Genomic DNA, 23,662 nt, shown 5'->3' with positions numbered 1-23,662 from the left:
AAGAGCCCTCTTGGTATGATACGGGGTGTCAAATCTGCAGAATTGACCCCTAACTTAGTTAACCAAGGAGGACTCCAAATTGGATTTTAAACAAAATCAGAAAATAAATCAAGTCACCGAAAGAACACTTGTTGTAGGAATCGATATTGCCAAGAGCACGCACTACGCTTGCTTTGTGGATGACCGTGGACGAGTGCTCCGTAAGTCATTCTCTGTATCACAATCTAGAGATGGTTTTGAGCTTTTCTATCAACGGGTTTTGGCCGCAATGAAAGAAAATGAAAAAACAGAAGTGATTGTTGGTATTGAACCAACAGGCCATTACTGGCTCAACTTAGCTTATTTTTTAGAAGAGCGAGGCATTCCACTTGTCATGACGAATCCAATGCACGTCAAGCGTTCAAAGGAATTGGATGATAATCTGCCAACGAAACATGACCGTAAAGATGCGCTCGTCATCGCTCGATTAGTTAAAGACGGACGCTTTAGCTATCCACGTATCTTAAAAGGTATGGAGGCTGAACTTCGTGCTGGATCAACGTTTAGAAGTAAGTTGACAGAGGAATTAGGTGCTGTCAAAAACATGATGATACGCTGGTTAGATCGCTATTTTCCTGAGTTCACTCAAGTCTTTCCGACATTTGGCAAGATGGCGATGGCCGCACTAGAATGTACCCCATTTCCGAGTGATCTTCACCAGAAACAAGCTGATGAAGTTTTATCTCTTTATCGAAAGGTCGATGGGTTAAAATCCCCTCAAAAACCAAAAGCAGTGCGCCTTATTGAGATCGCTGCTAGCTCTATTGGAGTAACAGAAGGACACGAGATGGCCCGTATTGAAATCACCACGCTTGTCCGCCGTTACCATCAACTAGAACAAGATATCGAAAGTATTACGCAACACTTAGTTGAGCTTGTAAAAACATCTGTAGAATATGAATGGCTCTCAACGGTTCCGGGGCTTGGAGACACAACTATCGTTGATCTTTTAGCTGAAATCGGTAGCTTTTTACATTATCAAGATCCACGCCAACTAATCAAACTCGCGGGATTAACGTTACGTGAAAATTCCTCCGGTCAGCACAAAGGACAAAAACGCATCTCCAAACGAGGAAGAAGAAAGCTGCGTGCCCTCCTTTTCCGAGTGATGATGCCCATGATTCGCCATAATGAGGCCTTTCGCAAACTGCATGAATATTACACAACTCGTACGGTTAATCCGTTACGTAAGAAGCAATCCATCGTGGTTCTATGCGGGAAACTACTAAAAGTATTACACGGAATCAGCACGAAGCACAAAGCGTTTGACGCACAGCGAATGATGAGGGATATTCCCAGTCTCGTAGAGGCTGCTTAAAACCCTACATCCCCTTAAAAGAACTAGACAACAGGATGACACGGAGAAGCTGGCATTATTTTCACCATTCGACCTAGAGTCCCTAAAGGAGCTTCGCTAGCCTCTGCCTTATGACTAGACCGAACGAAGGAATGTAGGCACACAGATGCCCAGAGACATGGGAGGGTACGTCATCATAAGCTACGCAGAGATCCATTGTGCATCGTATATTTCACCAGCACTACTTACCACTATTCTCCAGTAGTGACCGCGTAGCGTACCCATGGGATGGAATAGATTCACATATTATCAAAATACTGTTAAAGGTCATGTCGAAAAATATTTTTTTGACACTCAACCAACGGCTCAAACCGTTGATAAATCAATATTTATAGAGGGAGGAGATTTATAGTGAGTAACATCGGATTTAGAATTTTACCAATAACCAAGAGAGTGGATAAAGGAATAATTGAGCAGTTCCGTAATGTAGTTACACCTCATATTAGCGATAATTTAAACCGTTTACATTCAATTGGTCCTAAGTTGAGGCCTTATCACAAGGAGGGAAAGCTTCTTGGAACTGCTATTACAGTAAAAACAAGACCTGGTGATAATCTCATGGTTCATAAGGCAATTGATATTGCTGAACCAGGGGATGTCATAGTTGTGGATGCAGGCGGAGACACAACAAATGCGATTGTCGGAGAGATTATGCTAGAAATCTCGAAGAAACGTGGGATTGTGGGTTTTGTTATCGATGGAGCGATTCGTGACACTGGTGCTTTTATGAAAGGTGATTTCCCGGTTTATGCAAAAGGAGTTACACATAGAGGACCATATAAAGACGGACCTGGTGAAATTAATGTTTCAATTTCTGTGGGAGGTATGGTTGTTCACCCAGGAGATCTTCTTGTAGGTGATGAAGACGGGCTTGCAGTAGTTCCAGTCGAGAAAGCGGAGGAAGTGCTTGAGCTTGTTAAAAAACAAGAGCTTAAAGAACAAAAAATGTTTCAGGAAATTGCAAATGGAACCCTTGATCGGACTTGGATTGACAAAACTCTAAAAGAGAAAGGGTGTGAATATGTTGAGTTTGCCGACAAGATTTAACTGGAAAAAGCTACAAGATTTCTGTTCAAATGTGTTTATTGCAGAAGGAGTAAAAAAAGAAGTAGCTGATGTAGTTGCTGACACACTAATTCAAGCTGATTTACGCGGGGTTGAATCACATGGTGTAGTACGAACAGCTATTTATCTTAAACGCATTGAAAAAGACATGATTGATCCATTCGCAGAAGTTGAAATAGAAAATGAAGGCATTGCTACTGCTCTTGTTAATGGGAAAAATCAATTTGGTTCAGTAGTTGGGACAAAGGCACTTGAGCTTGCCATTAAGAAGGCGAAAGAGAATGGAGCTGCTCTTATAGGGGTTAAAGGTTCAAATCATTTTGGAACTGGTGCTTATTATGCATTGAAAGCAATTGAACAAGAAATGATGCTACTTGTTGTATCAAATGCTTCACAAACAATGCCTCCAACTGGTGGAATTAGACCGTTTATAGGGACAAATCCAATTGCAGTTGGTGTACCGGCTGGTGAAGCAGTACCATTTATTATGGATATGGCTACAAGTTTAGTAGCTCGTGGGAAAATCATTGTTGCTGATCAAAGAGGTGAGTCAATTCCTCTTGGGTGGGCAATTGATAAAGATGGTAATCCGACAACTGATGCAGAAGCAGCTCTTAAAGGTTCTGTACTTCCAATGGGAGGACCAAAAGGTTATGCAATCTCTATGTTCATCGATATTTTAGCAGGTGTTCTTACAGGTGCAGGTTTTGGAAAGTACGTTAATAACATGTATGAAAACTGGGATGATCCACAAAATGTAGGACATTTCTTTATAGCTATTGATATTAAAAAATTCATTCCTATAGAGTTATTCAAACAAAGAATGGACCAATACATTAGTGAAATTAAAGCAGAGCCAAAAGCTCCTAATGTGGAAGAGATTTTTATTCCTGGAGAGCTTGAGCATCGTAAAGTGATTGAAAAGAAGACTAATGGTATTGAACTTCCATTAAATGTTGTAAAAGAGCTTCAAAAAATTGGTGAAAGATACGGTTTAGACATAACACAAGCACAATTCACAACGAATACACAGGAGGTAACGAATAATGGTTAATCAATTTCGCTATGAAGTTCCAACTGCAATTGAATTTGGAAACGGTGTAATCAATGATTTAGCAAAACATGTAAAAACATTAAATGGTACTAGGGTATTAGTTGTCGGGGATCCGGGTGTTGTACAAGCTGGAGTGGTTGATAAATTAACGAAGCCTCTTGAGGATAACGGAATTCCATATGTTACATTCTCTGAAATTGAGCCAGATCCTGCCATACAATCAGTAGAGAAGGGTCTACTACTAGCGAAAGAAGAAGGTTGTGACATTGTTGTTGGTGTAGGAGGAGGAAGCTCACTCGATACTGCAAAGGCAATCGGATTAATGCTTACAAATTCAGGTCATATTCGTGATTATGTAGGAATTAATATGGTACCTAATCAAGCAGCACCAATGATTGCAGTACCAACAACAGCTGGTACAGGAAGTGAATTAACCATTTGGTCAGTGCTTTCAGATAAAAAAGCAAAAGTGAAAGTAAGTGTTGGTAGTATTTATAACATGCCTAAATTAGCGCTTTGTGATCCAGAACTAACAACATCCTTACCGAAGCACATTACAGCTGCAACTGGCATGGATGCTTTAACACATGCTTTAGAGTCATATGTAAATAAAGCGACTCAGCCTATTTCAGAAGGTCTTTCCGTTCAATCAATGAAAATGATTGCTAAGAATTTACGATTAGCCGTTGTTCAAGGTGAGAATGTTGAAGCACGTTATCAAATGTTATTAGCTAGTTTAATTGCTGCAATGGCATTCAATACGACTAGATTAGGACTGTCTCATGCTCTTGCATTACCATTAGGAGCGCATTTTAAAATCCCACATGGTATAGTAAATGCTATTTTGTTACCAGAAGTAATGCAATTTAACATTATTGGTAACGTGGAAAAGTTTGCAGAAATAGCAACTATTTTCGGAGAAAATACACATGGATTAACAAATAGAGAGGCAGCAGAAAAAGCTGTAACTGCAATTCGTCAATTAAAGATGGATGTTGGAATCACGCAAACTTTATCTGATTATGGTGTTAGAGAAGAGCATCTTGACATGATTGCCGAGGAAGCGATGCTTTCAGGAAATGTAGTTGTTAATCCAGTACAACCAACATTAGAGGATTTAAAAAATATTTGTAGAGCGTCTATGGCTCCAGTCGAGAAAGAAGTATTTACGAACTAAAAACGATCTTTTGGGAGGGAATAGCATGACTATTGTCAACGATGAGATAAAAGGTATGGAAGCTTGGTTAGAAACGCTCCAACCAAAAGTTTATGGTAACTTTATCGGTGGAGAATGGGTAGATAGCAATACTAGTAAGACATTTTCAATCTATAACTCTGCTAAGAAAGATCAATTATTAGCATCGTTTCAAGATTCAAATGATTATGATGTTGACCAAGCTGTTAAGGCTGCAAATGAAGCTTTTAAAAATTGGTCAAAAGTCCCAGGACCTGACAGGGGTGCTTTATTATATAAATTTGCAGACTTATTAGAAAAAAATATTGAAGAACTAGCTTTTATGTTATCAGCAGAGCAAGGAAAAGTGTTCAATGAGTCAATTGGTGAAGTTTACCGTGCAGCAAAAGAAACTAGATTTGCTGCTGGAGAAGCATTCCGTATTGACGGGAACACTCTACCAGGCGAGAGACCAAATGTGTGGAATTCTACAGTAAGACAGCCAATAGGGGTTATTGCTGCCATCGCACCATGGAACTTCCCGGTAGTCACTCCGGTTAGAAAAATAGCTCCAGCCCTAGCATTTGGTTGTACCGTTGTTTTTAAACCAGCTTCTGCAACACCATGGACATCAGCAAGATTAATGGAACTATTTGCTGAAGCAGGTTTTCCGAAAGGTGTTGTAAATCTAGTAGTAGGTGGAGGCTCTAAAGTTGGTACGCCTTTAGTTAATCATCCACTCGTAAAAGGGATTAGTTTTACCGGATCAACGAATCTCGGAATTCAAATCAATGAATCTGCTGGCAAAAGACTAGTGAAAACACAATTGGAATTAGGTGGAAAAAATCCTGCAGTTGTACTGGATTATGAAAATGTTGAAGAGGTTGCAAAACAAATTGTAAGTGCAGCGTTTGCAGTAAGCGGTCAACGTTGTACTGCGATTAGCAGAGTAATTGTTCACAAAAATTTGAAAGAAGACCTTACAGATGCCATTCTGCATGAAATGAAACAACTTCAAGTTGGTCCTGCGTGGGAAAAAGGAGTAACAATGGGTCCGCTAATGGATAAAAATCAGTTAGAAGCTGTACAAAAATATGTTCAAATTGGGAAAGAAGAAGGGGCTACATTACTATACGGTGGCGAACAGCTTCAAGGTGGAAAATATGATGATGGTTATTATTTAGCACCAACTCTTTTTGAAAACGTTACAACTGAAATGAGAATTGCAAAAGAAGAAATCTTTGGTCCAGTTCTTTCAATTATTACAGTGAACGACGAAACAGAAGCGTTTGAAGTAGCAAATTCTGTTGCATACGGATTAGCTGCTTCCATCTTTACAAACAATCTTTCTTCAGCATATGAGTTTGCAGATAAAGTTGAAAGCGGAATGGTCCATATAAATCACGGAACTGCTAGTGCAGCACATCTACCGTTTGGTGGGGTAAAACAATCAGGATTTGGAGCCTATTCAATTGGACACTCCAATATTGAATTCTTTACAAATATAAAGGCAGTTTATTTTCAGTATTAATTGATTGCTAAACATTTGTAGTCGTTAATATATAAACTATCAATAATTAAAAAAAGAAAGAAGGTATGGAAAATGAAAATGAGAAGATGGTTTACAGGTTTATCAGCATTTGCTTTATCAGTAGGAGTTTTAGCAGGATGTAATTCTGAAAATACATCTGGAGAAGTAAAAGAAAATGGATCAAAAGAAGATGTAGTAGTTGAACTAAAATTAGGACATGTTTGGCCAAATTCAGAAATTCATGCTCAAGCTGCTGAGAAATTTGTTGAAGAAGTAGAAGAATTATCAGAGGGTTCATTAAAAATAGAATTATTCGAAGATGGCACTTTAGGTGCAGATAAAGACTTATTAGAAGGATTAAAAGTTGGAACAACTGATATTTGGGTTGGAGGAGCGGGTGTACTTTCTGGATCATCTGATACAGCAAAAATTTTCACAGTTCCTTTCCTTTTTGATAATCAAGAGCACTTTGATAAAGTATACAGCGGTGAAGTTGGACAAGAGATTTCAGATAAAATTTTAGAAGAATCAGGATACAAAGTATTATCCTACTGGGAGCGCGGTGCTCGGTGGTTAACAGTAAATAAAGAAGTAAAAACACCAGAAGATCTAGCAGGATTAAAAATCCGTGTACCAGAAAGCCCAGTATTTGTTAAATCTTTCGAACAATTAGGTGCAGCTCCAACACCAATGGCATTTGGGGAAGTATTTACGTCCTTACAACAAGGAGTAATTGATGGGCAAGAAAACCCACTTTCATTAATCTATAACTCTAAGTTTAATGAAGTCGTTGACTATCTAGTAAAAACTGAACATGTTCGTGAACCTATTTCACTAGTCATTAGTGATACAACATTTAACAAACTAAGCCCAGAGCATCAAGAGATTTTAGAAAAGGCGGCTAATGGCGAGGCTAAAAAATATGCTGCAGATACGATAATTTCTGGAGATAGTGAATATCTGAAGCAACTGCAAGATGCTGGTATGAAGCTTGTTGAACCGGATCTTGCTGCTTTCCAAGCTAAGCTTGATGGATTTGTAGATAAGAATTTCCCGGAAGTCAAAGAAATCTTTGAAAAAGTACGCTCTGAAAAGTAATTCAAGTCTATCAGGTAGAATGTAGCGAGGGGAAATCCCTCCCCTTTCCTTTCTACAAGTTTCATATTCTTTTAATTAGAATATGAAACTTGTAGAAAGTTTAATCTTAATTTTACGATGTTAGGAGGAGGCTATATGAGAGGGTTTATTAATCTAGTAGATTTATTAAATCATTGGCTATTTAACTTTTTAGCGATTGTTTTTGGAGGAATAGCCATTCTAACCGTATACCAAGTTTTTGCTCGTTATGTATTAAATAGCCCTTTAGTTTGGTCAGAAGAGATTATAAAGTACTTAATGATCTGGATTGTATTATTAGGAACGGCCATTGCATTGAGAAAAGGATTACTGATTTCTGTTGAAATTGTCTTACATATCGTTCCTAAGAAAATCCAAAAAGTAATGCAGATTATTATAACGTTATTTAACATCACGTTTTTATTTTTGTTAGTACAATATGGGTTTACTATTCTTGAAACCATTCAAGGGCAAACAACGGGAGCTATTGAATTGCCAGTTTCTTGGACATATGCTGCCATTCCAGTTGCAAGCATAATCGCATTAGTAAATTGTATTGCCGTTTTTATAGAGATATTTATATCTAAGGATGAATCCGGGGTGGACAACAATGGCACTACTATTATTCATTAGTCTTATTATTCTATTTGCATTAGGGGTACCAGTTGCCTTTTCAATGGGTTTATCCTCAATATTTGCTATGACAAGTGAAGATATCTCGATTCAAGTTGCAGTCCAAAAGATTTTTTCTTCCATGAATTCATTTCCACTGATGGCGATCCCTTTCTTTATATTAGCGGGTAGCTTGATGGAAGCTGCTGGAATTTCAAAAAGATTGATAGATTTGGCGAATTCCCTTGTGGGGAAACTTACAGGCGGGTTAGCTATAGTTAGCGTTTTAACAGCCATGTTTTTCTCTTCGATCTCAGGCTCTAGTGCTGCCACGGTTGCTGCGATTGGTAGTATTTTAATTCCAGCAATGGTCAAAAGAGGATTCCCTAAACCATTTTCAACTTCTGTTCAAGCTGTTTCAGGAGAATTAGGGGTCATTATTCCTCCTTCCATTCCAATGATTATTTTTGCTTTGACTGCAGGTGTATCCATCTCCATTGGTGATTTGTTTATGGCTGGGGTTATGCCAGGAGTATTAATTGGCGGATCCCTCATGTTAACAATATTTGCCATTAGTAAAATAAAGGGATATGGGAAAGAAACTTTAAACCAGTCAAATATTGCTGAAGATGCAGCATTAATGACTACAAAGGGAAGATTAAAAGCTTTTAAGCAGGCAATTCTACCTTTACTTATGCCAGTAATTATTTTAGGCGGTATTTATGGCGGTGTTTTCACACCAACAGAGGCAGCGGCTGTCGCTGTAGCATATGCCTTTATTTTGGGAGCATTTGTATATCGTAGTCTAACAATTAAAAGTATAATGGAAGTTTTGCGTAACTCTGTTATATCGACTTCGATCATCATGTTTATTATTGCTAATGCAGGGCTTTTAGGGTGGGTTTTAACGGCTGAGAAGGTTCCAGCAACTGTTTCTCAATGGTTTATCTCTGTATCAGATAGTCCGATCATATTTTTATTACTTGTAAACGTTTTATTATTATTTGTAGGGATGTTCTTAGAAACAGGTGCTGCGATTGTTATTATGGCACCGATATTAACTCCTGTGGCCATTTCATTTGGTATAGACCCAATTCATTTTGGAATCATTATGATTGTAAATCTCGCGGTAGGAATGCTTACTCCTCCAATAGGAGTCAATCTGTTTGTGGCATGTCAAATTGGGAAACTCAGAATAGATCAAATTCTAAAGCCGCTTATACCATTCTATATTGTATTATTGGTTGATATCATATTGATTTCATACTTACCAGCAATTTCATTATGGCTTCCTAATTTCTTAAAGTAGAAAATGGGTAGTGTCAAAACTTCTATGAAAAAGTAACCTGAGGGTTTGTTTTTCTCTCTTTTTTGTATTGGAAGTACCCGCAATCGCTCTTGACAAACACGCCAATGGTTTGAGATTCCCTTATCAAGGGCGAAGGGGACAAAAAGAAGGCATGCCAAATAGCCCTTGGTTTTTTCCATTTTAAACCATTATAGGAGGGAACTTTATGAAAATAGTGGTAGCTCCAGATTCTTTTAAAGGATCTATTTCTGCCCGTGATATTTGTACTGCTGTGGAAAAAGGTGTGTTACGTGTTTTTCCGCAAGCTTCTGTTGTTAGATTGCCCTTAGCAGATGGTGGAGAAGGAACATTGGATAACCTTGTATTTGCCTCTGGTGGTACAAAATTCGAAGTAAAAGTGAAAGGTCCACTTGGAAAACCCGTTAAAGCATCAATAGGTATTTTAGGTGATGAAGAAACAGCTGTTATTGAAATGGCTCAAGCATCTGGGTTACCTCTTGTTTCAGAAGATGAAAAAAATCCCTTACTTGCAACTAGCTATGGCACTGGAGAGCTTATTAAATATGCTCTTGATCGAAACTATCGAAAATTCATTATCGGACTCGGTGGTAGTGCAACAAATGATGGCGGCACAGGTATGTTAAAAGCGTTAGGTGTAAGATTTTTGAATTCTGACGGAAAAGAACTGCCTGAAGGTGGAGGGGCTCTATTAAGTCTTGACCACTTTGATGATTCAGACTTAGACCCACGGATAAAGGAGTCATCATTTTTAATTGCAAGTGATGTAACGAACCCTTTATGTGGATTGAATGGAGCTTCTGCCATTTTTGGACCACAAAAAGGGGCATCCACAGAGGATGTAACCTTACTCGATCAGGCATTGCTGAATTTTAGTGAAATTACTCAAAAACAAAAAGAAATCGACCTCTGTCAAATTGTTGGTGGAGGAGCAGCTGGTGGTATGGGTGCAGCATTGGTTGCATTTTTAGATGCCTCAATCCAGTCAGGAATAGACGTTATAATGGAAGCGATTAAATTCGAAGAAATAATAAAGGATGCCAATTTTATTATTACCGGTGAAGGGAAGCTAGATAGCCAAACTCTTTCAGGTAAAGTAATTGCAGGTGTGAGTAAAGTGGCTAAAAAAAGGCGAATACCTGTTATTGCACTATGTGGAGGACTACAAATTAATAGTACACAAATGGATGAACTTGGCATAATAGGTGGTTTCTCTATTGTCCCTGGTCCATGTTCTCTTGAAAGTGCAATGCAGAATTCAGCAAAGTGGACGGAAGAACGAACAGAACAAATCCTGCGTATAACAAAGGTCTTTTATAGGTTAGGAGAGGAAGGATTATAGTTGAAACCAAAAATATTTATTACTAGAAAAATACCAACCCATGTTATTAATCATTTAGAAGAGGTTTGTGAGGTTTCGATTTGGGAACATAAAGATATACCCGTTCCACGTGAAGTTTTAGAAGAAAAAATCGTGGATATTGATGGATTATATTGTCTATTAACAGATGCAATCGATCTTGAATTGCTTCAAAAAGCTACCAATCTTAAAGTGATTGGTAATATGGCAGTGGGGTTTAACAATATTGATGTTGAAGCAGCTACGAAAAGGGGTATTATTGTTACGAATACTCCAGGAGTTTTAACAGAAACAACAGCAGATTTAACATTTGCGTTATTAATGGCTACTGCAAGAAGAATACCGGAGGCTTCCGATTTTTTAAGAGAAGGAAAATGGAGTACCTGGTCTCCTATGCTTCTTACAGGTCAGGATATTTACAACTCTACTTTGGGAATTATTGGCCTAGGAAGAATTGGAGAAGCACTTGCTAAAAGAGCCAAAGGCTTCAATATGAATATATTGTACCATAATCGAAGTAGAAAAATAGAGGCGGAACAGGAATTAGGACTTGAATATTGTTCATTAGAGAATCTTTTGAAAAGGTCAGATTACATTTGTGTTATGACTCCATACACTCCAGAAACGAAAAAAATGATAAGAAAAGAGCATTTCAAAATTATGAAGGAAACTTCGATTTTAATAAACACAGCCCGTGGTGGCATCGTAAACGAAAATGATCTTTATCATGCATTAAAAGATGGAGAAATATGGGCAGCTGGTCTAGATGTTTTTGAACAAGAGCCAGTAGTGTTGGATCATCCATTGTTATCTTTACCTAACGTAGTTACACTACCTCATATTGGAAGTGCAAGTATTGGCACAAGAACTAAAATGGCAGAAGTAGTAGCAGAAAACTTGCTTCAAGCTTTGAATGGTAAAATTCCAACAAACATTGTGAATAAAGAACTGATTGCTAAGTAGTAAATAAATATATACCCACTACAAGAAATCAGGATGAAAAAGATGGATGTATATTTATTAGGATAAAATTTTACTGAAAAAAGGTTTTTACTTGCAACTTCTTTTATTGTACAACCTTTTATCCACAACTAAATAGGAAGCTAATTATATATTAAACTGGTTAAGTGCACCTAGGACAAAAATGAGACTCCTGATAAGAATTATACAATTATTGAACTTGTTTTGTTCGGGATCCTTTTTTGATTACCACTAATAATTGATTGTAAAAAAATTTTTTAAAGAGTGATTCTATGGACAAGCACCATTTCCAATTTGCCGAGATACTTTAAAACGTCAAGCAATTTTAATGAAGTTAGTGCTTTTATTATACGCGACATTCTTTAAAAGGGAGAAGTAGACGATCTGTAACCAATCAAAAGTGGGTGTAAACACTTATGGGAATAAACAGTAATCTAGAAACTAAAATGCGATCGCCTGGAGATAAGATTTTTAAAGCTTTAGAAGCTAAAGTAAGAAAGCTTCAAATGGAAAATGAGTATTTAAAAAAGTTAATAGCATTAAATCAAACCAAGGAAAAATCACCAAACGACGAAAATGCATAAATTATCTATAAGAGTTTCCGGTTTATGCACTTTTATAAAGTTTGCAGATATTCCACGTAGGACGTAATAAAATACTTTATCAACTTTACTGGACACCCTTTAGCGTCAATTCCGGCAGGTATGTCAGAAAACAACCTACCTGTTGGCATGCAGATTATTGAGAAGCGATATGCAGATGCAGATGTATATCCTAACAGCCATGTTAAAACCTTGGGTTCATATCTATAATATTTATCAAGAACTGACTTTAGTTAACCCGTCTTTGTTTCAGGGTTCAAAAAAATATATACCAAATATGCAAAAGCGTCTAATTCTAAAAAAGAGAGTTGGGCGCTTTTTCTTTTTTAACATTTTAGTAAGAAGGAAGAGTATAACGATAGTTCAAGATGGGGAACTTAATCACAATAAATTTTAAAAATACCTTAGAGGTGATTTTATGTTGGTGAAATTTAGAGATAAAGAAGAGCCTTATATTTTCTTTCAAAAAGAATACAAAGATATTTTACCAATAATTGAAATGGTTAAGTAAAAGGCCTTTATAAACATATTCCTTGATGAGGAAGGGACGGAAAGGGTGTTTGCTAGATTTTATCGATATGAATTTACAATAGAAGTCAATTCAATGTCAGACAGAGATACCTTGTTAGTTTTCCTTGATTGTGATGAAAAAGTGCTTATATATTAACAGGATATATCTTATGAAGATTAAATGACTAACATTTGGTTGCTACTAGGTAGGATTTAACATTAGAGGTTGACCTGATAATTAGAATATATCCACCACACATCATATGAAAATTGGTTTAAGGCAACAAAAATATCGATGCTTTAAACATAGCCAACTTACTTTAATAAAACGCTTTGTTGAAAGTTATGAATGAAAATTCTCAAGAGAAATGATCTATGAGCTGCTAAGTAATGATTACCTTTCAGAGATGGTCGAGATGCTAAAGAGTACTGGCACTATGTGAAGATAAAATGTATTAGAAAGTACATAATCTGTAATAGTTCATAATAATAATAGGCCTCCTTAAATCCTTTTTAGGTCCTTTTCTAATATCAGTGAGAAAAGATGTTAGTAGGTTTTAAGGATTATTTTGACAATGAAAAATATTGTCCATTGAACCTGTTGTATACACTTTTTTATTAATAATCTTCTTTAATTTGAAGAAATGAAAAAAATATAAAATTTAAAGAATGGAGGCAGCAGGAAAATGACAAGTTCAAATTATCTAAATTTGGAAAAAACAGTGTTTAAAATGTATTTACAATACCCTTATGCCAGGAAAGGTATTAGTTTATGTTTCGGAGTTGGAAAAAAACACTATTTTTCTAGCCCTATTACAGTGAAGATTAAGGTTAGAAGCTCTTGAGTAAAGACAAAAATAGATTAATGGGTGAATCACTAAAGAAAAAATTAATGTGTTCATTAACTTAATTAATAACAGCAGATTTGCTAACAAAAGAAAAATACCAGCTTGAGGAGGATTGGAGATAAAATCAAATCTTTTTTAGATTAACCTCATCCATAGAAAAAAAACCCCCTTTTTTACAAGAAATGCAATCTATTGGTAACGTAACGTCAAAGCGTTCTTTACTTGAATTATGCATATATCGTTACTGGTAATGGTTAGTAGTTCCCTAGGACCTAGATTTATGAAATTAATTAACGTGTTAAAATCGAGATACACTTTAACGTTTGGAGTGTACATATAAGATCCTCTCTATATTTTTTATTAGTGTGGCCAATGATAAATAGAATATGTACAGTTGAACCTAAAGGTGTTGTAGGAATTTTAGTAACGAAAATAAATCAAGTAATGTATATAAAAAAAGAGTAAGATTCATAAATAAAAGCGAAGAGGATTTTTAACAAATATGTGTGAAAGTTATATTTTGAAAATTTCTTTGTAAAAAGGGGGTTACCGAAATTTATAAAATCTAACTTGGATAAACGTTCAGAGAACTCATTCTATGAGGTCTCTGTAGAAATGCTAATTTAAATATGTTCAATATCGCTTGGATAAATATGTACAAAGTTGCTTTCTTTTTACATACTAGTCATGAGGTGACTAGCAATGTATCTATCATTAAACGTTGACGTTGATTTTGAGATTAATAGCCTTTCAGACTTACCAAAATTCAAGCAAATAATGGAGCATATAAAAATGAAAATTAATAAGAGCAAATTGGCAGAGGAATTGGGGGTGGATCGCCGAACGGTTGATAAGTACCTAAACGGTTTTATCCCTAAGAGGACGAGAAAAAAGTCTTCAAAAATTGATGAATACTATGAAATAGTCGCTGCCCTTTTATCAGAGGATTCCAAGCAGGTATTTTATTATCGAAGAGTGCTGTGGCAGTATTTAAAGGATAATCACGGATTGGAGTGTGGAGCTTCCACATTTCGTGCTTACATATCACGCACACCTGAATTCAATGCCTACTTTGAGGAAGACAAGCGCATCCCTTCTCCTAAAGGGACTGTTCGTTATGAAACTCCGCCAGGCAAACAAGCCCAACTAGATTGGAAGGAAAATATTTTGTATGAGACAAAGGATGGTGAACAGGTCGAGATAAATGTAGCCGCACTCATATTATCTACTTCAAGAATACGAGCATTTCATATGAGTATATCAAAATCACAAAGTACTTTGTTTTCCTTCTTAACAGAAGCTTTTGAGGCTTTTGGAGGTGTTCCTGCGGAACTCCTGACGGATAATATGAAAACCGTGATGGATGAAGCTAGAACAGAACATTATCCAGGGAAAGTGAATTCGAAGTTTGAGCAGTTCGCAAAAGATTATGGCTTTAAGGTTAGGGCGTGTATTGCTGGACGGCCAAGGACAAAGGGGAAAATAGAAACGACCATGAAACTATTGGATGAAATACACGCTTATCAAGGCCAACTCACGTTAGAGGAGCTACATCAGTTTATCCAGGATTTAGCCAACCGAGTGAATCACCAGATCCACCAAGGAACAGGAAAAATTCCAATAATGGAATTTAAAAAAGAAAGGAATCAATTACTCCAGCTACCAACTGAACGAGTAAGAGATTCCTACCGTATCAAGCATACACTTGTAAAAGTCAATGCATCGAACATGATTTCCTACAAATCCAACCAGTACTCCGTACCACCAGAATATCAAGGAAAGAAAGTAGGCTTACAGGTGTATGATGACCACTTATGGATTTATTATAACATGAAACTCATTGCACAACATCCAATAAGCAAAGCCAAGCTCAATTATCAGGAGGCCCATTATAAAGAAGGCTTGGCTGTGTCAGTCCCCTACTACCCTGAGATTGATGATTTGGCTAAGAAAAATCTAGCAACCATTGGAGAGGTGTATAAGTAATGAGTTCAGCAACGAATTATCAACAGTTATTACGAAACTTAGAGTATCTAAAACTAAAGCAAATGACGCTACATTTAAATGAAGTGGTTGATTTTGGTGTGCAAAATCAAATGTCTTTTATTGATACATTAATTAAGCTAACAAATTATGAGATTGATGTACGAGAGCAAAATATGACGCAGTCCATGGTAAAGGTCGCAGGTTTTCCACATTTGAAGGAAATAAAGGATTTTGATTTTAACTTTCAAACATCAGTTAATCAACAGCAAATCTTAGACTTTCTCACCCTTCGGTTTATTGAGTTAAACGAAAATATTGTATTTTTAGGACCAAGTGGAGTGGGGAATTATCGAAAGTTTTTGTTTATGGAAAGATATTAGTAATTAGGCGTAACATTCGTAGCTGGCATAACAAATATCTTTCCATAATACTCCAAAATTCCTATCGACAAAATTCCTCCAGCCACTTTAATAAATCTGTATCCTCATCCCAAACAGGGGTATCTTGCTTCACAACCTCCATATATGCGGCTTCTAATGCATTTCTTTTTATTTCCGTATTTGCTCTTAAATATATATCAGTTGTAGTAACATTTACGTGTCCTAGTAAATCCCTTATATAAATTAGATTTACACCAGCCTCCAATAAATGCATAGCTTTTGTATGCCTGATCATGTGAGGATGAAGTCTGTCAGAGAACAGAACATCTGAATGATTTTCCTTAGCCTGTTTTAAATACTTTTCTAAAATGTATGTGATTCCAGGCCTTGTAAATGCGCGTCTATTGCTATTAAAGAAAAGTGGATAATCTTGTTTTCCATTTTCCAATAGTTTGTTTTCTTTCATGTAATTCTCCAACAGAACTCTTGTTTTATCCATAATAGGTACACTTCTTCGTTTATTTCCTTTGCCGGTTAAAGTAATTGTGGCTGGTTTCGTAAGTCTGACATCTCTTGTTTTTAAATCAATTAATTCTTGTACTCGTGCCCCTGTATCATATAGAGTAGCCATTAACGTTAAATCTCGACGCCCTTTTTTCTTGGTAGTATCAGGTTGTTCTAATATATACCTTAAAGATTCCTGTGAGAGGAATTCAACCGTCTTTATCTCCCTTTTTTTAAAGGGAATTCCTAATATTTTTTGACATTCAAATATATTTTCAGGGTGTTCTGACTGTGCATAACGGTAGAAACTATGGATTGCTGCTAGTCTTTGATTACGGGTGTTAATTCCGACGTTACGCGACTTTTCAAGCCAAAGGAGAAAGTCTCTAATTTTTTCTGCTTTAATTTTTTCAAAGGTAAGGTACTCTGGCCTGATTTTCAATTCTAAATTAAAATAAATTAGCACTTGTTTAAAGGTATCCCGATAGGACTTTATCGTATTAGTACTAACATTACGATGGCTAGGAAGGTAATCGGAAAGGAATCGTGTTAGTGTTCTGGCAAAATCAGTCTGTTTCACTGAACGATACCTCCGGTATTAAAGTTGAAAAATTCTGTTCAACTGATGCAATAATTTTTGGATATAAATCAGCAGTCAGTCTTAAGTAATGTTGTGTACCTCTTAAATCAACGTGTCCTAAAAATGCAGAAAGATAGGGAAGGAGATTCGTAATATCTTCTTCATCTAAGACCCATTTTTTCAAACAATGGACCGCAAAAGTGTGCCTAAAATCATGAAGTCTTGGTCCCTTTCCACTATGGGATATTCCAGCCTTCCACAATATCTCTCTAAATAGGTTATATATAGTACTTTCCTTATAATGTCCTCCGTAAGGGGATTGGAATAAATAAGTATCACTGGACTTTAGGTTATGAGTTTCTTTTACATACAAACGACAACGCTTCGTCAATGAATCTGTCATTGGAACATTTCGTTCTTTTCCAAATTTCGTATCCCGAATGAATAAAGTCCCATTACCCAAATCAACATCTTTTAGTTTTAAATTCAATGCTTCTGAAATCCGGAGGCCACAACCATATAACATACGGAACAGAAAAGGTAAGGTCAGATGTCTGTTGGGAGAAACATCTGAAAAAGGATAAATGTCGCATGTGGTAAAAATGTTCTTCAACTCTATTTCAGAAAAAATGTAAGGAACATAAGAATATCTATCAATCGAAATAGTTGCAGCTGGAAAAATGTATGCCTGATACCCAAGACGAACCATATATTTAGCGAGCCCTCGTATGATAGAGATTCTTCCATTTCTAGTACTGACAGTCTCATTTGGCCTTTTTTCTGTCCAAAGAAATACTAATTCTTTCGAAAGTTTTATATCTATTAAGTTTTCATTGGCAGCCAATGTGTCAAATTGTTTCAAAAGAGAAGATCCTTTTTTGTACTTATAGCCAACAGATCTCTTTTCCTCAATGTATCCATCAATCAATGGACCAAGAATACTTTGAAACACTACAGATTTCTTAGACATTCTTAAGCACCTCCTCTGGATCAATGGCACATTTCCTTAACCCATCCATTCCTGTATGCAGATAGACATTGGTAGATTTAGAATTAAAATGTCCTAGGATCTCAGAGATTACTGGTAATGGGGTTCCCTGCTCAAGCAAAGTACTCGCAAGAGTATGACGAAGCGAATGTAACCCTTGCCGTTTACCATCAGGAACAGTAATTCCAGAAAGTCTGGTATATTTTGTAATGATATTATGAAGATTAGCGTCTCTTCCAAATGCCTCAAAGGGTGCATTCATCCGAATAAAAACGAATGGAGAGTTACTAATAGGACGCCCATTTTTTAGGTAATCAATTAATGCCCAACCTATATCATTTAATATTGGATATGACACGATATTCTTTGTTTTATTTTGTCTTATTTCTATATTTTTTGATTGCCAGTTTAAATCTGATAACTTCAAGGATTTGATGTCACCAACCCTAATACCAAGTTTGGCAACCAGAAGCAGAATCGCATAATCTCTCTTTCCGGTTGGGTTCCCTCTATCAATACTATTCAACATACGAATAACATCATCTTTATTCCAGACAGAAGGAACAGGTGGATAATAATATTTACTCTGTTTAGGAACTTTTAAAGACAAATCTTCATCCGTATATTGGTTAAAATAGAGAAATCTTAAATAAACCCTAAGGGCTGTTAAGATAGATGCAATACTTTTTTCATGATACTTATAAATTGTTTTTACATAATCAGAAATTATATTTGCAGTAATATCATTCGATTTTTGAACATCTCTACTGTCAAGATAATCTATGAAAAAGAACAAACGTTGCATCCGTGTTCGTAGACCTCTTTTGGAGTACTCGTTATTTTCGCATTCCTTTTCATAGCCAGTAAGTTCTGATTCAAACTGTGGTGGTTTAACATATCCTGGCTTTTTTACAATCCTTCGGATAATCACACCATGAAGCTGATAATCGCCTAGAACTCTAATTCTTCTAATAGGACCTTTGAGTTCTTTAGGTATAGCTTCTTGATAATAGTTAACTGTACAATTGTATGTTTCCTTCAAAAAAGCCCTTCCTAACGCTTCTGAAAAATAGAACTCATCTCTTGCATTTGCAAATGAAATTACTCTTTTGTAAAAAGCACGATATCCACAAATAGTGTTATATGCATAATTTAGCCTTTCTAATTCAGATAAAACATTTGCAACTAATTCTTCAATGATTATTCGATTTTCCATATGGCACCTCCTAGATTTTAATAAATCTATTGTGAGGTGTTATGGAAAGAAATAAACGTATATTTCAATTCAAATAGGGCATATACACTTATTTCTTACCATAAACAAAAACTTTCCATAATTCCCCTTATGAAAAGCTTTGCATAAGGGCAAAACCCACTTGGCCACTGCAATAGGAATCGCAGCAGCCAAAAAACGGACAAGTACTTATTTCGTTAAGTGCCATGACTTAATCCAGAATTTAAAACGTGCACGTCTCGAGAACCGCCTAGAAGCACGATTAAAGCACTATACAAAGTATAGGCTTCTAGTTATTGATGAGATTGGATATTTACCCATTGATCAAGAGGATGCGAAATTATTTTTTCAGCTGACTGACATGCGGTATGAGAAGAGAAGTACCATCTTTACGACAAATGTTAATTTTAAAGCGTGGGATGAGGTCTTTCAGGAAGCGAAGCTCGCAAATGCAATTCTAGATCGAATTTTACATCATGCCTCGGTAGTAACAATGGTTGGGAATTCCTACCGATTAAAGAATCATCTTTCGAAAGAAAACGAGTAATTTTGTACATCCTTAAACGAGCAAAAGTTGTGTTGACATTTATACTTGTCCCTGCGGCTATTCATGGGGAAAGGGGGAATAAAATGTCGTTAATGCGTGGTGTTTAATGATTAATGATATTCATTTGTTAGTAAGGGAGGGAAATAAGTCTCTCTATTACCATGAAGAGGTTAGGTGTAAGTTATGTAGGGTTTTACAACTGGAAATATCAAACCATCGGCCACCTATTTCAGGATCGCTTTAAGAGTGAGAAAGTTGAAAATGAATCATATCTACTAACGGTTGTAAGATATATTCATCAAAATCCAGTCAAAGCGGGAATGGTCAATCGGGTAGATGAATGGAATGGAGCAGTTGCTTGGGGTACTACAATGAAGAGGGGAATCCTAAATATTTACTAGATCGAGAATTTATCCTCCGTTTGTTCTCCACTAATACAACAATTGCTCTAAATAGATTCAAGGAATTCAATGAAAAAGTCACTCATGATCAATGTTTGGATGATTATGTAAAAAAGAGACTTACAGATGATGAAGCACGGAAAATCATAAAAGGACTACTAGGGGCAACTGAGATTGCACAGGTGAAGGGATTGCCGAGAGAACCTAGAAATAACATCCTCCAACAAGTAAAAAGGATCGATGGTATCTCCCAACGGCAAATAGCCAGGATATTGGGAGTGTCTCCAAATCTAGTATTTAAGGCGTGAAATAGGGACAGGTTCCTTGTCCCATTAGTGGTGTGGAATTTACTACTAGTGCTTTGAATCTGACAATATATTTACATGATGTTTGATAAAAATCTTCACAAAAAAATCAATCAAACGTTTGATTGATTTTTTTGGTTCATTTGATTCGGAGACAACAGGAGCTATCTAACAAAACATGTGGAATAATTATTGCTTTCGAAGCACTAGAACCATCCCTTTGCTTCTTCTTTACTCAGTCATGATTCGAATAAGGTCGTAATGATAGAACCGTCGATTTCTTTGACGGTAGTCACTGAAGATCATGTTCAACTGGACTAACTGATTCAGACTTTTACGAATAGTGGATGGTGCTAAATTAGTTGATTCATTAAGGTTCTGAACGGTAGAAATCGGATTTGAGAAAAGGGCTCCCCAAATTTTCTGTGTAGAAGGCTGGTCAAGTTGCTCCATTCCTTGATTATATAAATTCTCAGCCTTATCTAATTTTTCATATTGTCGTTCAGCCATGCGCATCGAAGCATCTAAGAAAAATAAAATCCAGCTTTTCCAATCAGGTGCACTCCTATTAATCCCTCTAACAGCATTCAGCATGGAATAGTATTTATACTTTTCTCGCTCAAGCTCTTCACTTAAGAAAAAAAATGGTGAGTCAATAAGCTTTGAATCGAGTAAGTATAATACAATTAGAATTCTCCCTAGACGACCATTCCCATCTAAAAAGGGATGAATAGATTCAAATTGCGCATGAACGATTGCAACTTTTATCAAAGGGTGAAGAGTATCTTTCTCTATATTTAAATAGGGGTGCCCATTAATATATCGTTCAAGGTTTGTCATATATTCCCCCATCAGCTGCGGTTCAGGTGGAATGTATGAAGCATCTTTAATATTTTTAGTAGGACCAATGAAATTCTGTATCTTCCTATACTCTCCAGCGGTGCTCGTAGATCCGCGAGCATTTTGCATTAATTGCTTGTGCATATCACGAATTAGCCGCTCAGTAAGAGGATAACCCGTTTGTATGGTGCTCACGCCTAATTTTAGGGCACTTTGATAATTTCGAACCTCGATTTTTTCCCAATCCTGTTTCTTATCAATTTCGTCTTCAAGCATTTCGCTGAAAGTAACTTGTGTTCCCTCAATTCGAGTAGATTGAACAGACTCTTGTAAAGTTAAGAGTTGAATAAAAGACTGATTAACCAATGAATATCGAAGTTTTTGTCTTAGTTTTTCTAACCTTGATGAAGCATCGACTACTTTTTTATAAAAAGATAACTCGGTTTCTGGATCAAAAGTTATGGGGAGGAACGGTAATTGGTAAGGCTTCTTCACAAAACAACCCCCAGTACTATATTTTTTGACTATTATGTTCTATAATACATCCTTTCTAAACATTGCGCTATTATTTTGATAAAAAATGTTGTTAGTGAAAAGATAAGAAGCAAGAGAACCGACCCGGTGCCTCACATAAAAGATTCACATTTTTTATTGAAAAAACTAACCTTTTTCTTCATTCATCTATATATGTACTATGAAAGGTATTTTTATAGATGAAAGGATGGAGGTTTACATGGCAAAATACAGATCGGTGCGTGTTGGTATTTGGAACCATCCGCTTGTGCTTGAGAAGATGACTCCGGAGGATAAGTATTTCTATTTATATCTACTTACTAATCCACAAACTACTCAGATTGGAATCTATAAAATTACGAAAAAACAAATGGCTTTTGATTTGGGCTATTCGATTGAAAGTGTTCATTCATTAATGGATCGATTCACGGATCATCACAAGCTAGTACGATACAATCCTCAAACGAGAGAACTAGCCATTAAAAGCTGGGGGGAATATAATCTTCACAAAGGTGGGAAATCAGTGATGGACTCTGTTATTTCCGAATTACTAGAGGTGGAGGATTACTCTCTGATTCACTACGTGGCAGTGTCTATTAAAAAACAGGATATACTAAGTTTATATGAGTCTTTTTTTAATTAGACCATTGGGGACAGGTCCCCTGTCCCCTTGAACTCGCATATGTTATAATTTTACAAAAGAGTGGTGGAATCTAAACGGATCTATCTTAACTACTACCCAAGAACAGGAATGACATCTATGATTGGCAATGAAATAATCCATCGTCGAAACATAATATTATTCACCTTTATGATTGCTTTTTTTACTATCCAGGTAACGGTTAATATTTTCATTGAAGGATTAGCAAGTGTATTCCCGCCAGCTTTTTTGTTCATCACCGTGGGGATTCTTTTATTCATGATGATTATTAGGAAAGTAAACCCAAGAGTGATCATGTATGTAATGATCACCTGTACATATATCTACTTTTATTATCTTTTGACTGATTCTCCGTACCTAGTCAATTACTTATTTATGTGGTTGGGGCTTCCTCTAAGTGCTATCTATCAAAGCTATCGAGTGGTGTTATTAGCTTTTACAGGCTCGATGATAATAAACTATTACTCTTTCTTTTACTTACATGAGGAAATATTCCCGAATGTAGTAAAGGGGGATTTTGTCTATCTTGTTTTGTTTGGAGTATTTTCTACGGCTTTTCTTTTAACGTTCATTCATATGACTCTCCGGCTATGGAAGGAAACAAAAGAGGCAAATGATAAGCTTCAGGTAATAGCCTATCATGATCCATTGACTGGGGCAGCCAATCGGTTATTGCTTAAAAAGGAGTTTGACCAACTTAAGAATACGAAAGTGGATTCCATCTCATTATTATTCCTGGATATGAATCGGTTTAAATACATAAATGACACATATGGCCATGATGTAGGGGATCAATTACTAGCGAAGGTTGTATCAAGGGTAAGGGGAGAGCTTAAGGATTCAGATTTACTCTGTCGATTGGGTGGAGATGAGTTTGTAATCTTATTATCGAATATAGACCACAAAGAGTTAGAAGGGTTATTGGCACGAATTCAGTCCTCAATTGGTCAGCCGCTGAGCATCAATAATCATACGATACAAGTTTCTGCAAGTATTGGTTCTTCCTATACAACAGAAGTATCCAGTGTTGATTTAGATATTTTGATAAAGGAAGCGGATGAAGATATGTACATGGAAAAGAGAAAGGGGACGCGGGGACAGGCACTGTGACCCAATTTAGTTTAGAGAGGAGGGACAATGGACCTGT

21 protein-coding genes and 2 pseudogenes are annotated in these 23,662 nt (G+C 36.4%); 18 read left to right on the top strand and 5 right to left on the bottom strand.

The window, feature by feature from the left end; all coding sequences use genetic code 11:
- Window positions 1-79 precede the first annotated feature (79 nt).
- The 14 genes and pseudogenes from MKX65_RS22325 to MKX65_RS22260 form a co-directional block, all read left to right on the top strand.
- Window positions 80-1,357 (top strand): IS110 family transposase, encoded by a 1,278-nt coding sequence (locus MKX65_RS22325; RefSeq protein WP_340905692.1) that lies wholly within the window; start codon window positions 80-82, stop codon window positions 1,355-1,357.
- Between the two features lie 390 nt (window positions 1,358-1,747).
- Window positions 1,748-2,443, top strand: coding sequence for an RraA family protein (locus tag MKX65_RS22320; protein WP_340905691.1), 696 nt, complete (start codon window positions 1,748-1,750; stop codon window positions 2,441-2,443).
- Window positions 2,418-3,515 (top strand): Ldh family oxidoreductase, encoded by a 1,098-nt coding sequence (locus tag MKX65_RS22315; RefSeq protein WP_340905689.1) that lies wholly within the window; start codon window positions 2,418-2,420, stop codon window positions 3,513-3,515. Before MKX65_RS22320 ends, MKX65_RS22315 begins: the two co-directional genes overlap by 26 nt.
- Window positions 3,508-4,692 (top strand): iron-containing alcohol dehydrogenase, encoded by a 1,185-nt coding sequence (locus MKX65_RS22310; protein WP_340905688.1) that lies wholly within the window; start codon window positions 3,508-3,510, stop codon window positions 4,690-4,692. Before MKX65_RS22315 ends, MKX65_RS22310 begins: the two co-directional genes overlap by 8 nt.
- A 25-nt stretch (window positions 4,693-4,717) precedes the next feature.
- Window positions 4,718-6,220, top strand: a complete 1,503-nt coding sequence (locus MKX65_RS22305) for an aldehyde dehydrogenase family protein (protein WP_340905687.1) — start codon at window positions 4,718-4,720, stop codon at window positions 6,218-6,220.
- Between the two features lie 72 nt (window positions 6,221-6,292).
- The gene (locus MKX65_RS22300; RefSeq protein WP_340905685.1) at window positions 6,293-7,318 is read left to right on the top strand and encodes a TRAP transporter substrate-binding protein; all 1,026 of its coding nucleotides are present in this window, start codon (window positions 6,293-6,295) and stop codon (window positions 7,316-7,318) included.
- Window positions 7,319-7,453: 135 nt separating this feature from the next.
- A complete protein-coding gene (locus tag MKX65_RS22295) occupies window positions 7,454-7,969 on the top strand; it encodes a TRAP transporter small permease (protein WP_340905684.1) in 516 nt (171 codons plus the stop codon).
- A complete protein-coding gene (locus MKX65_RS22290; RefSeq protein WP_340905683.1) occupies window positions 7,947-9,257 on the top strand; it encodes a TRAP transporter large permease in 1,311 nt (436 codons plus the stop codon). Before MKX65_RS22295 ends, MKX65_RS22290 begins: the two co-directional genes overlap by 23 nt.
- Window positions 9,258-9,462: 205 nt before the next feature.
- Window positions 9,463-10,617: a glycerate kinase gene (locus MKX65_RS22285; protein WP_340905682.1), complete on the top strand. Its 1,155-nt coding sequence runs from the start codon at window positions 9,463-9,465 to the stop codon at window positions 10,615-10,617.
- Complete coding sequence (locus tag MKX65_RS22280) at window positions 10,618-11,598, top strand: 2-hydroxyacid dehydrogenase (RefSeq protein ID WP_340905681.1); 981 nt, start codon at window positions 10,618-10,620, stop codon at window positions 11,596-11,598. It abuts the gene before it with no gap.
- A 434-nt stretch (window positions 11,599-12,032) separates the two neighbouring features.
- Window positions 12,033-12,200, top strand: a complete 168-nt coding sequence (locus tag MKX65_RS22275) for a transposase (RefSeq protein WP_340905679.1) — start codon at window positions 12,033-12,035, stop codon at window positions 12,198-12,200.
- Between the two features lie 120 nt (window positions 12,201-12,320).
- On the top strand, window positions 12,321-12,428 hold the full coding sequence (locus MKX65_RS22270) for a hypothetical protein (RefSeq protein ID WP_445677932.1): 108 nt from the start codon (window positions 12,321-12,323) through the stop codon (window positions 12,426-12,428).
- A 1,850-nt stretch (window positions 12,429-14,278) separates the two neighbouring features.
- Entirely contained in the window at window positions 14,279-15,562 is a 1,284-nt protein-coding gene (gene istA, locus MKX65_RS22265) for an IS21 family transposase (protein WP_340905678.1), read from the top strand.
- A pseudogene (locus MKX65_RS22260) lies at window positions 15,562-15,906 on the top strand (ATP-binding protein); the annotation flags it as partial. The gene istA and the pseudogene MKX65_RS22260, both read left to right, overlap by 1 nt.
- A 97-nt stretch (window positions 15,907-16,003) precedes the next feature.
- On the opposite strand, the gene MKX65_RS22255 reads toward MKX65_RS22260, so the two are convergent.
- From MKX65_RS22255 to MKX65_RS22245, 3 genes are read right to left on the bottom strand one after another with little or no spacing between them, the layout of a single operon-like run.
- Entirely contained in the window at window positions 16,004-17,026 is a 1,023-nt protein-coding gene (locus MKX65_RS22255; protein WP_251520838.1) for a site-specific integrase, read from the bottom strand.
- On the bottom strand, window positions 17,013-17,996 hold the full coding sequence (locus MKX65_RS22250; protein ID WP_251520841.1) for a tyrosine-type recombinase/integrase: 984 nt from the start codon (window positions 17,994-17,996) through the stop codon (window positions 17,013-17,015). The genes MKX65_RS22255 and MKX65_RS22250 overlap by 14 nt, the downstream gene beginning before the upstream one ends.
- Window positions 17,989-19,230 carry a site-specific integrase gene (locus MKX65_RS22245; RefSeq protein ID WP_251520844.1) on the bottom strand — a complete coding sequence of 414 codons (1,242 nt, stop codon included), beginning with the start codon at window positions 19,228-19,230 and terminating at the stop codon, window positions 17,989-17,991. Before MKX65_RS22245 ends, MKX65_RS22250 begins: the two co-directional genes overlap by 8 nt.
- Before the next feature lie 148 nt (window positions 19,231-19,378).
- Between MKX65_RS22245 and MKX65_RS22240 the strand changes: the two are divergent.
- A pseudogene (locus MKX65_RS22240) lies at window positions 19,379-19,795 on the top strand (ATP-binding protein); the annotation flags it as partial.
- 358 nt (window positions 19,796-20,153) lie between these two features.
- Window positions 20,154-20,504: a hypothetical protein gene (locus tag MKX65_RS22235; RefSeq protein WP_340905675.1), complete on the top strand. Its 351-nt coding sequence runs from the start codon at window positions 20,154-20,156 to the stop codon at window positions 20,502-20,504.
- Window positions 20,505-20,732: 228 nt separating this feature from the next.
- Here the strand turns inward: MKX65_RS22235 and MKX65_RS22230 are convergent, their stop codons facing one another.
- Window positions 20,733-21,836 (bottom strand): Fic family protein, encoded by a 1,104-nt coding sequence (locus MKX65_RS22230; protein ID WP_340905672.1) that lies wholly within the window; start codon window positions 21,834-21,836, stop codon window positions 20,733-20,735.
- Between the two features lie 238 nt (window positions 21,837-22,074).
- Between MKX65_RS22230 and MKX65_RS22225 the strand changes: the two genes are divergently transcribed.
- Entirely contained in the window at window positions 22,075-22,497 is a 423-nt protein-coding gene (locus tag MKX65_RS22225) for a hypothetical protein (RefSeq protein WP_445677931.1), read from the top strand.
- 92 nt (window positions 22,498-22,589) lie between these two features.
- Here MKX65_RS22225 and MKX65_RS22220 read toward each other — a convergent pair whose 3' ends face one another.
- Window positions 22,590-22,754, bottom strand: a complete 165-nt coding sequence (locus MKX65_RS22220; protein WP_340905670.1) for a hypothetical protein — start codon at window positions 22,752-22,754, stop codon at window positions 22,590-22,592.
- A 19-nt stretch (window positions 22,755-22,773) separates the two neighbouring features.
- Between MKX65_RS22220 and MKX65_RS22215 the strand changes: the two genes are divergently transcribed.
- Entirely contained in the window at window positions 22,774-23,625 is an 852-nt protein-coding gene (locus MKX65_RS22215; protein WP_340905668.1) for a GGDEF domain-containing protein, read from the top strand.
- Window positions 23,626-23,662 lie beyond the last annotated feature (37 nt).

Origin of the sequence: Robertmurraya sp. FSL R5-0851, assembly GCF_038002965.1 — a bacterium.
In the GTDB taxonomy this organism is placed as follows: Bacteria; Bacillota; Bacilli; order Bacillales; family Cytobacillaceae; genus Robertmurraya_A; species Robertmurraya_A beringensis.
Note: the sequence above shows the minus strand (reverse complement) of the source record. Positions and strands in the feature narration are given on the sequence as shown.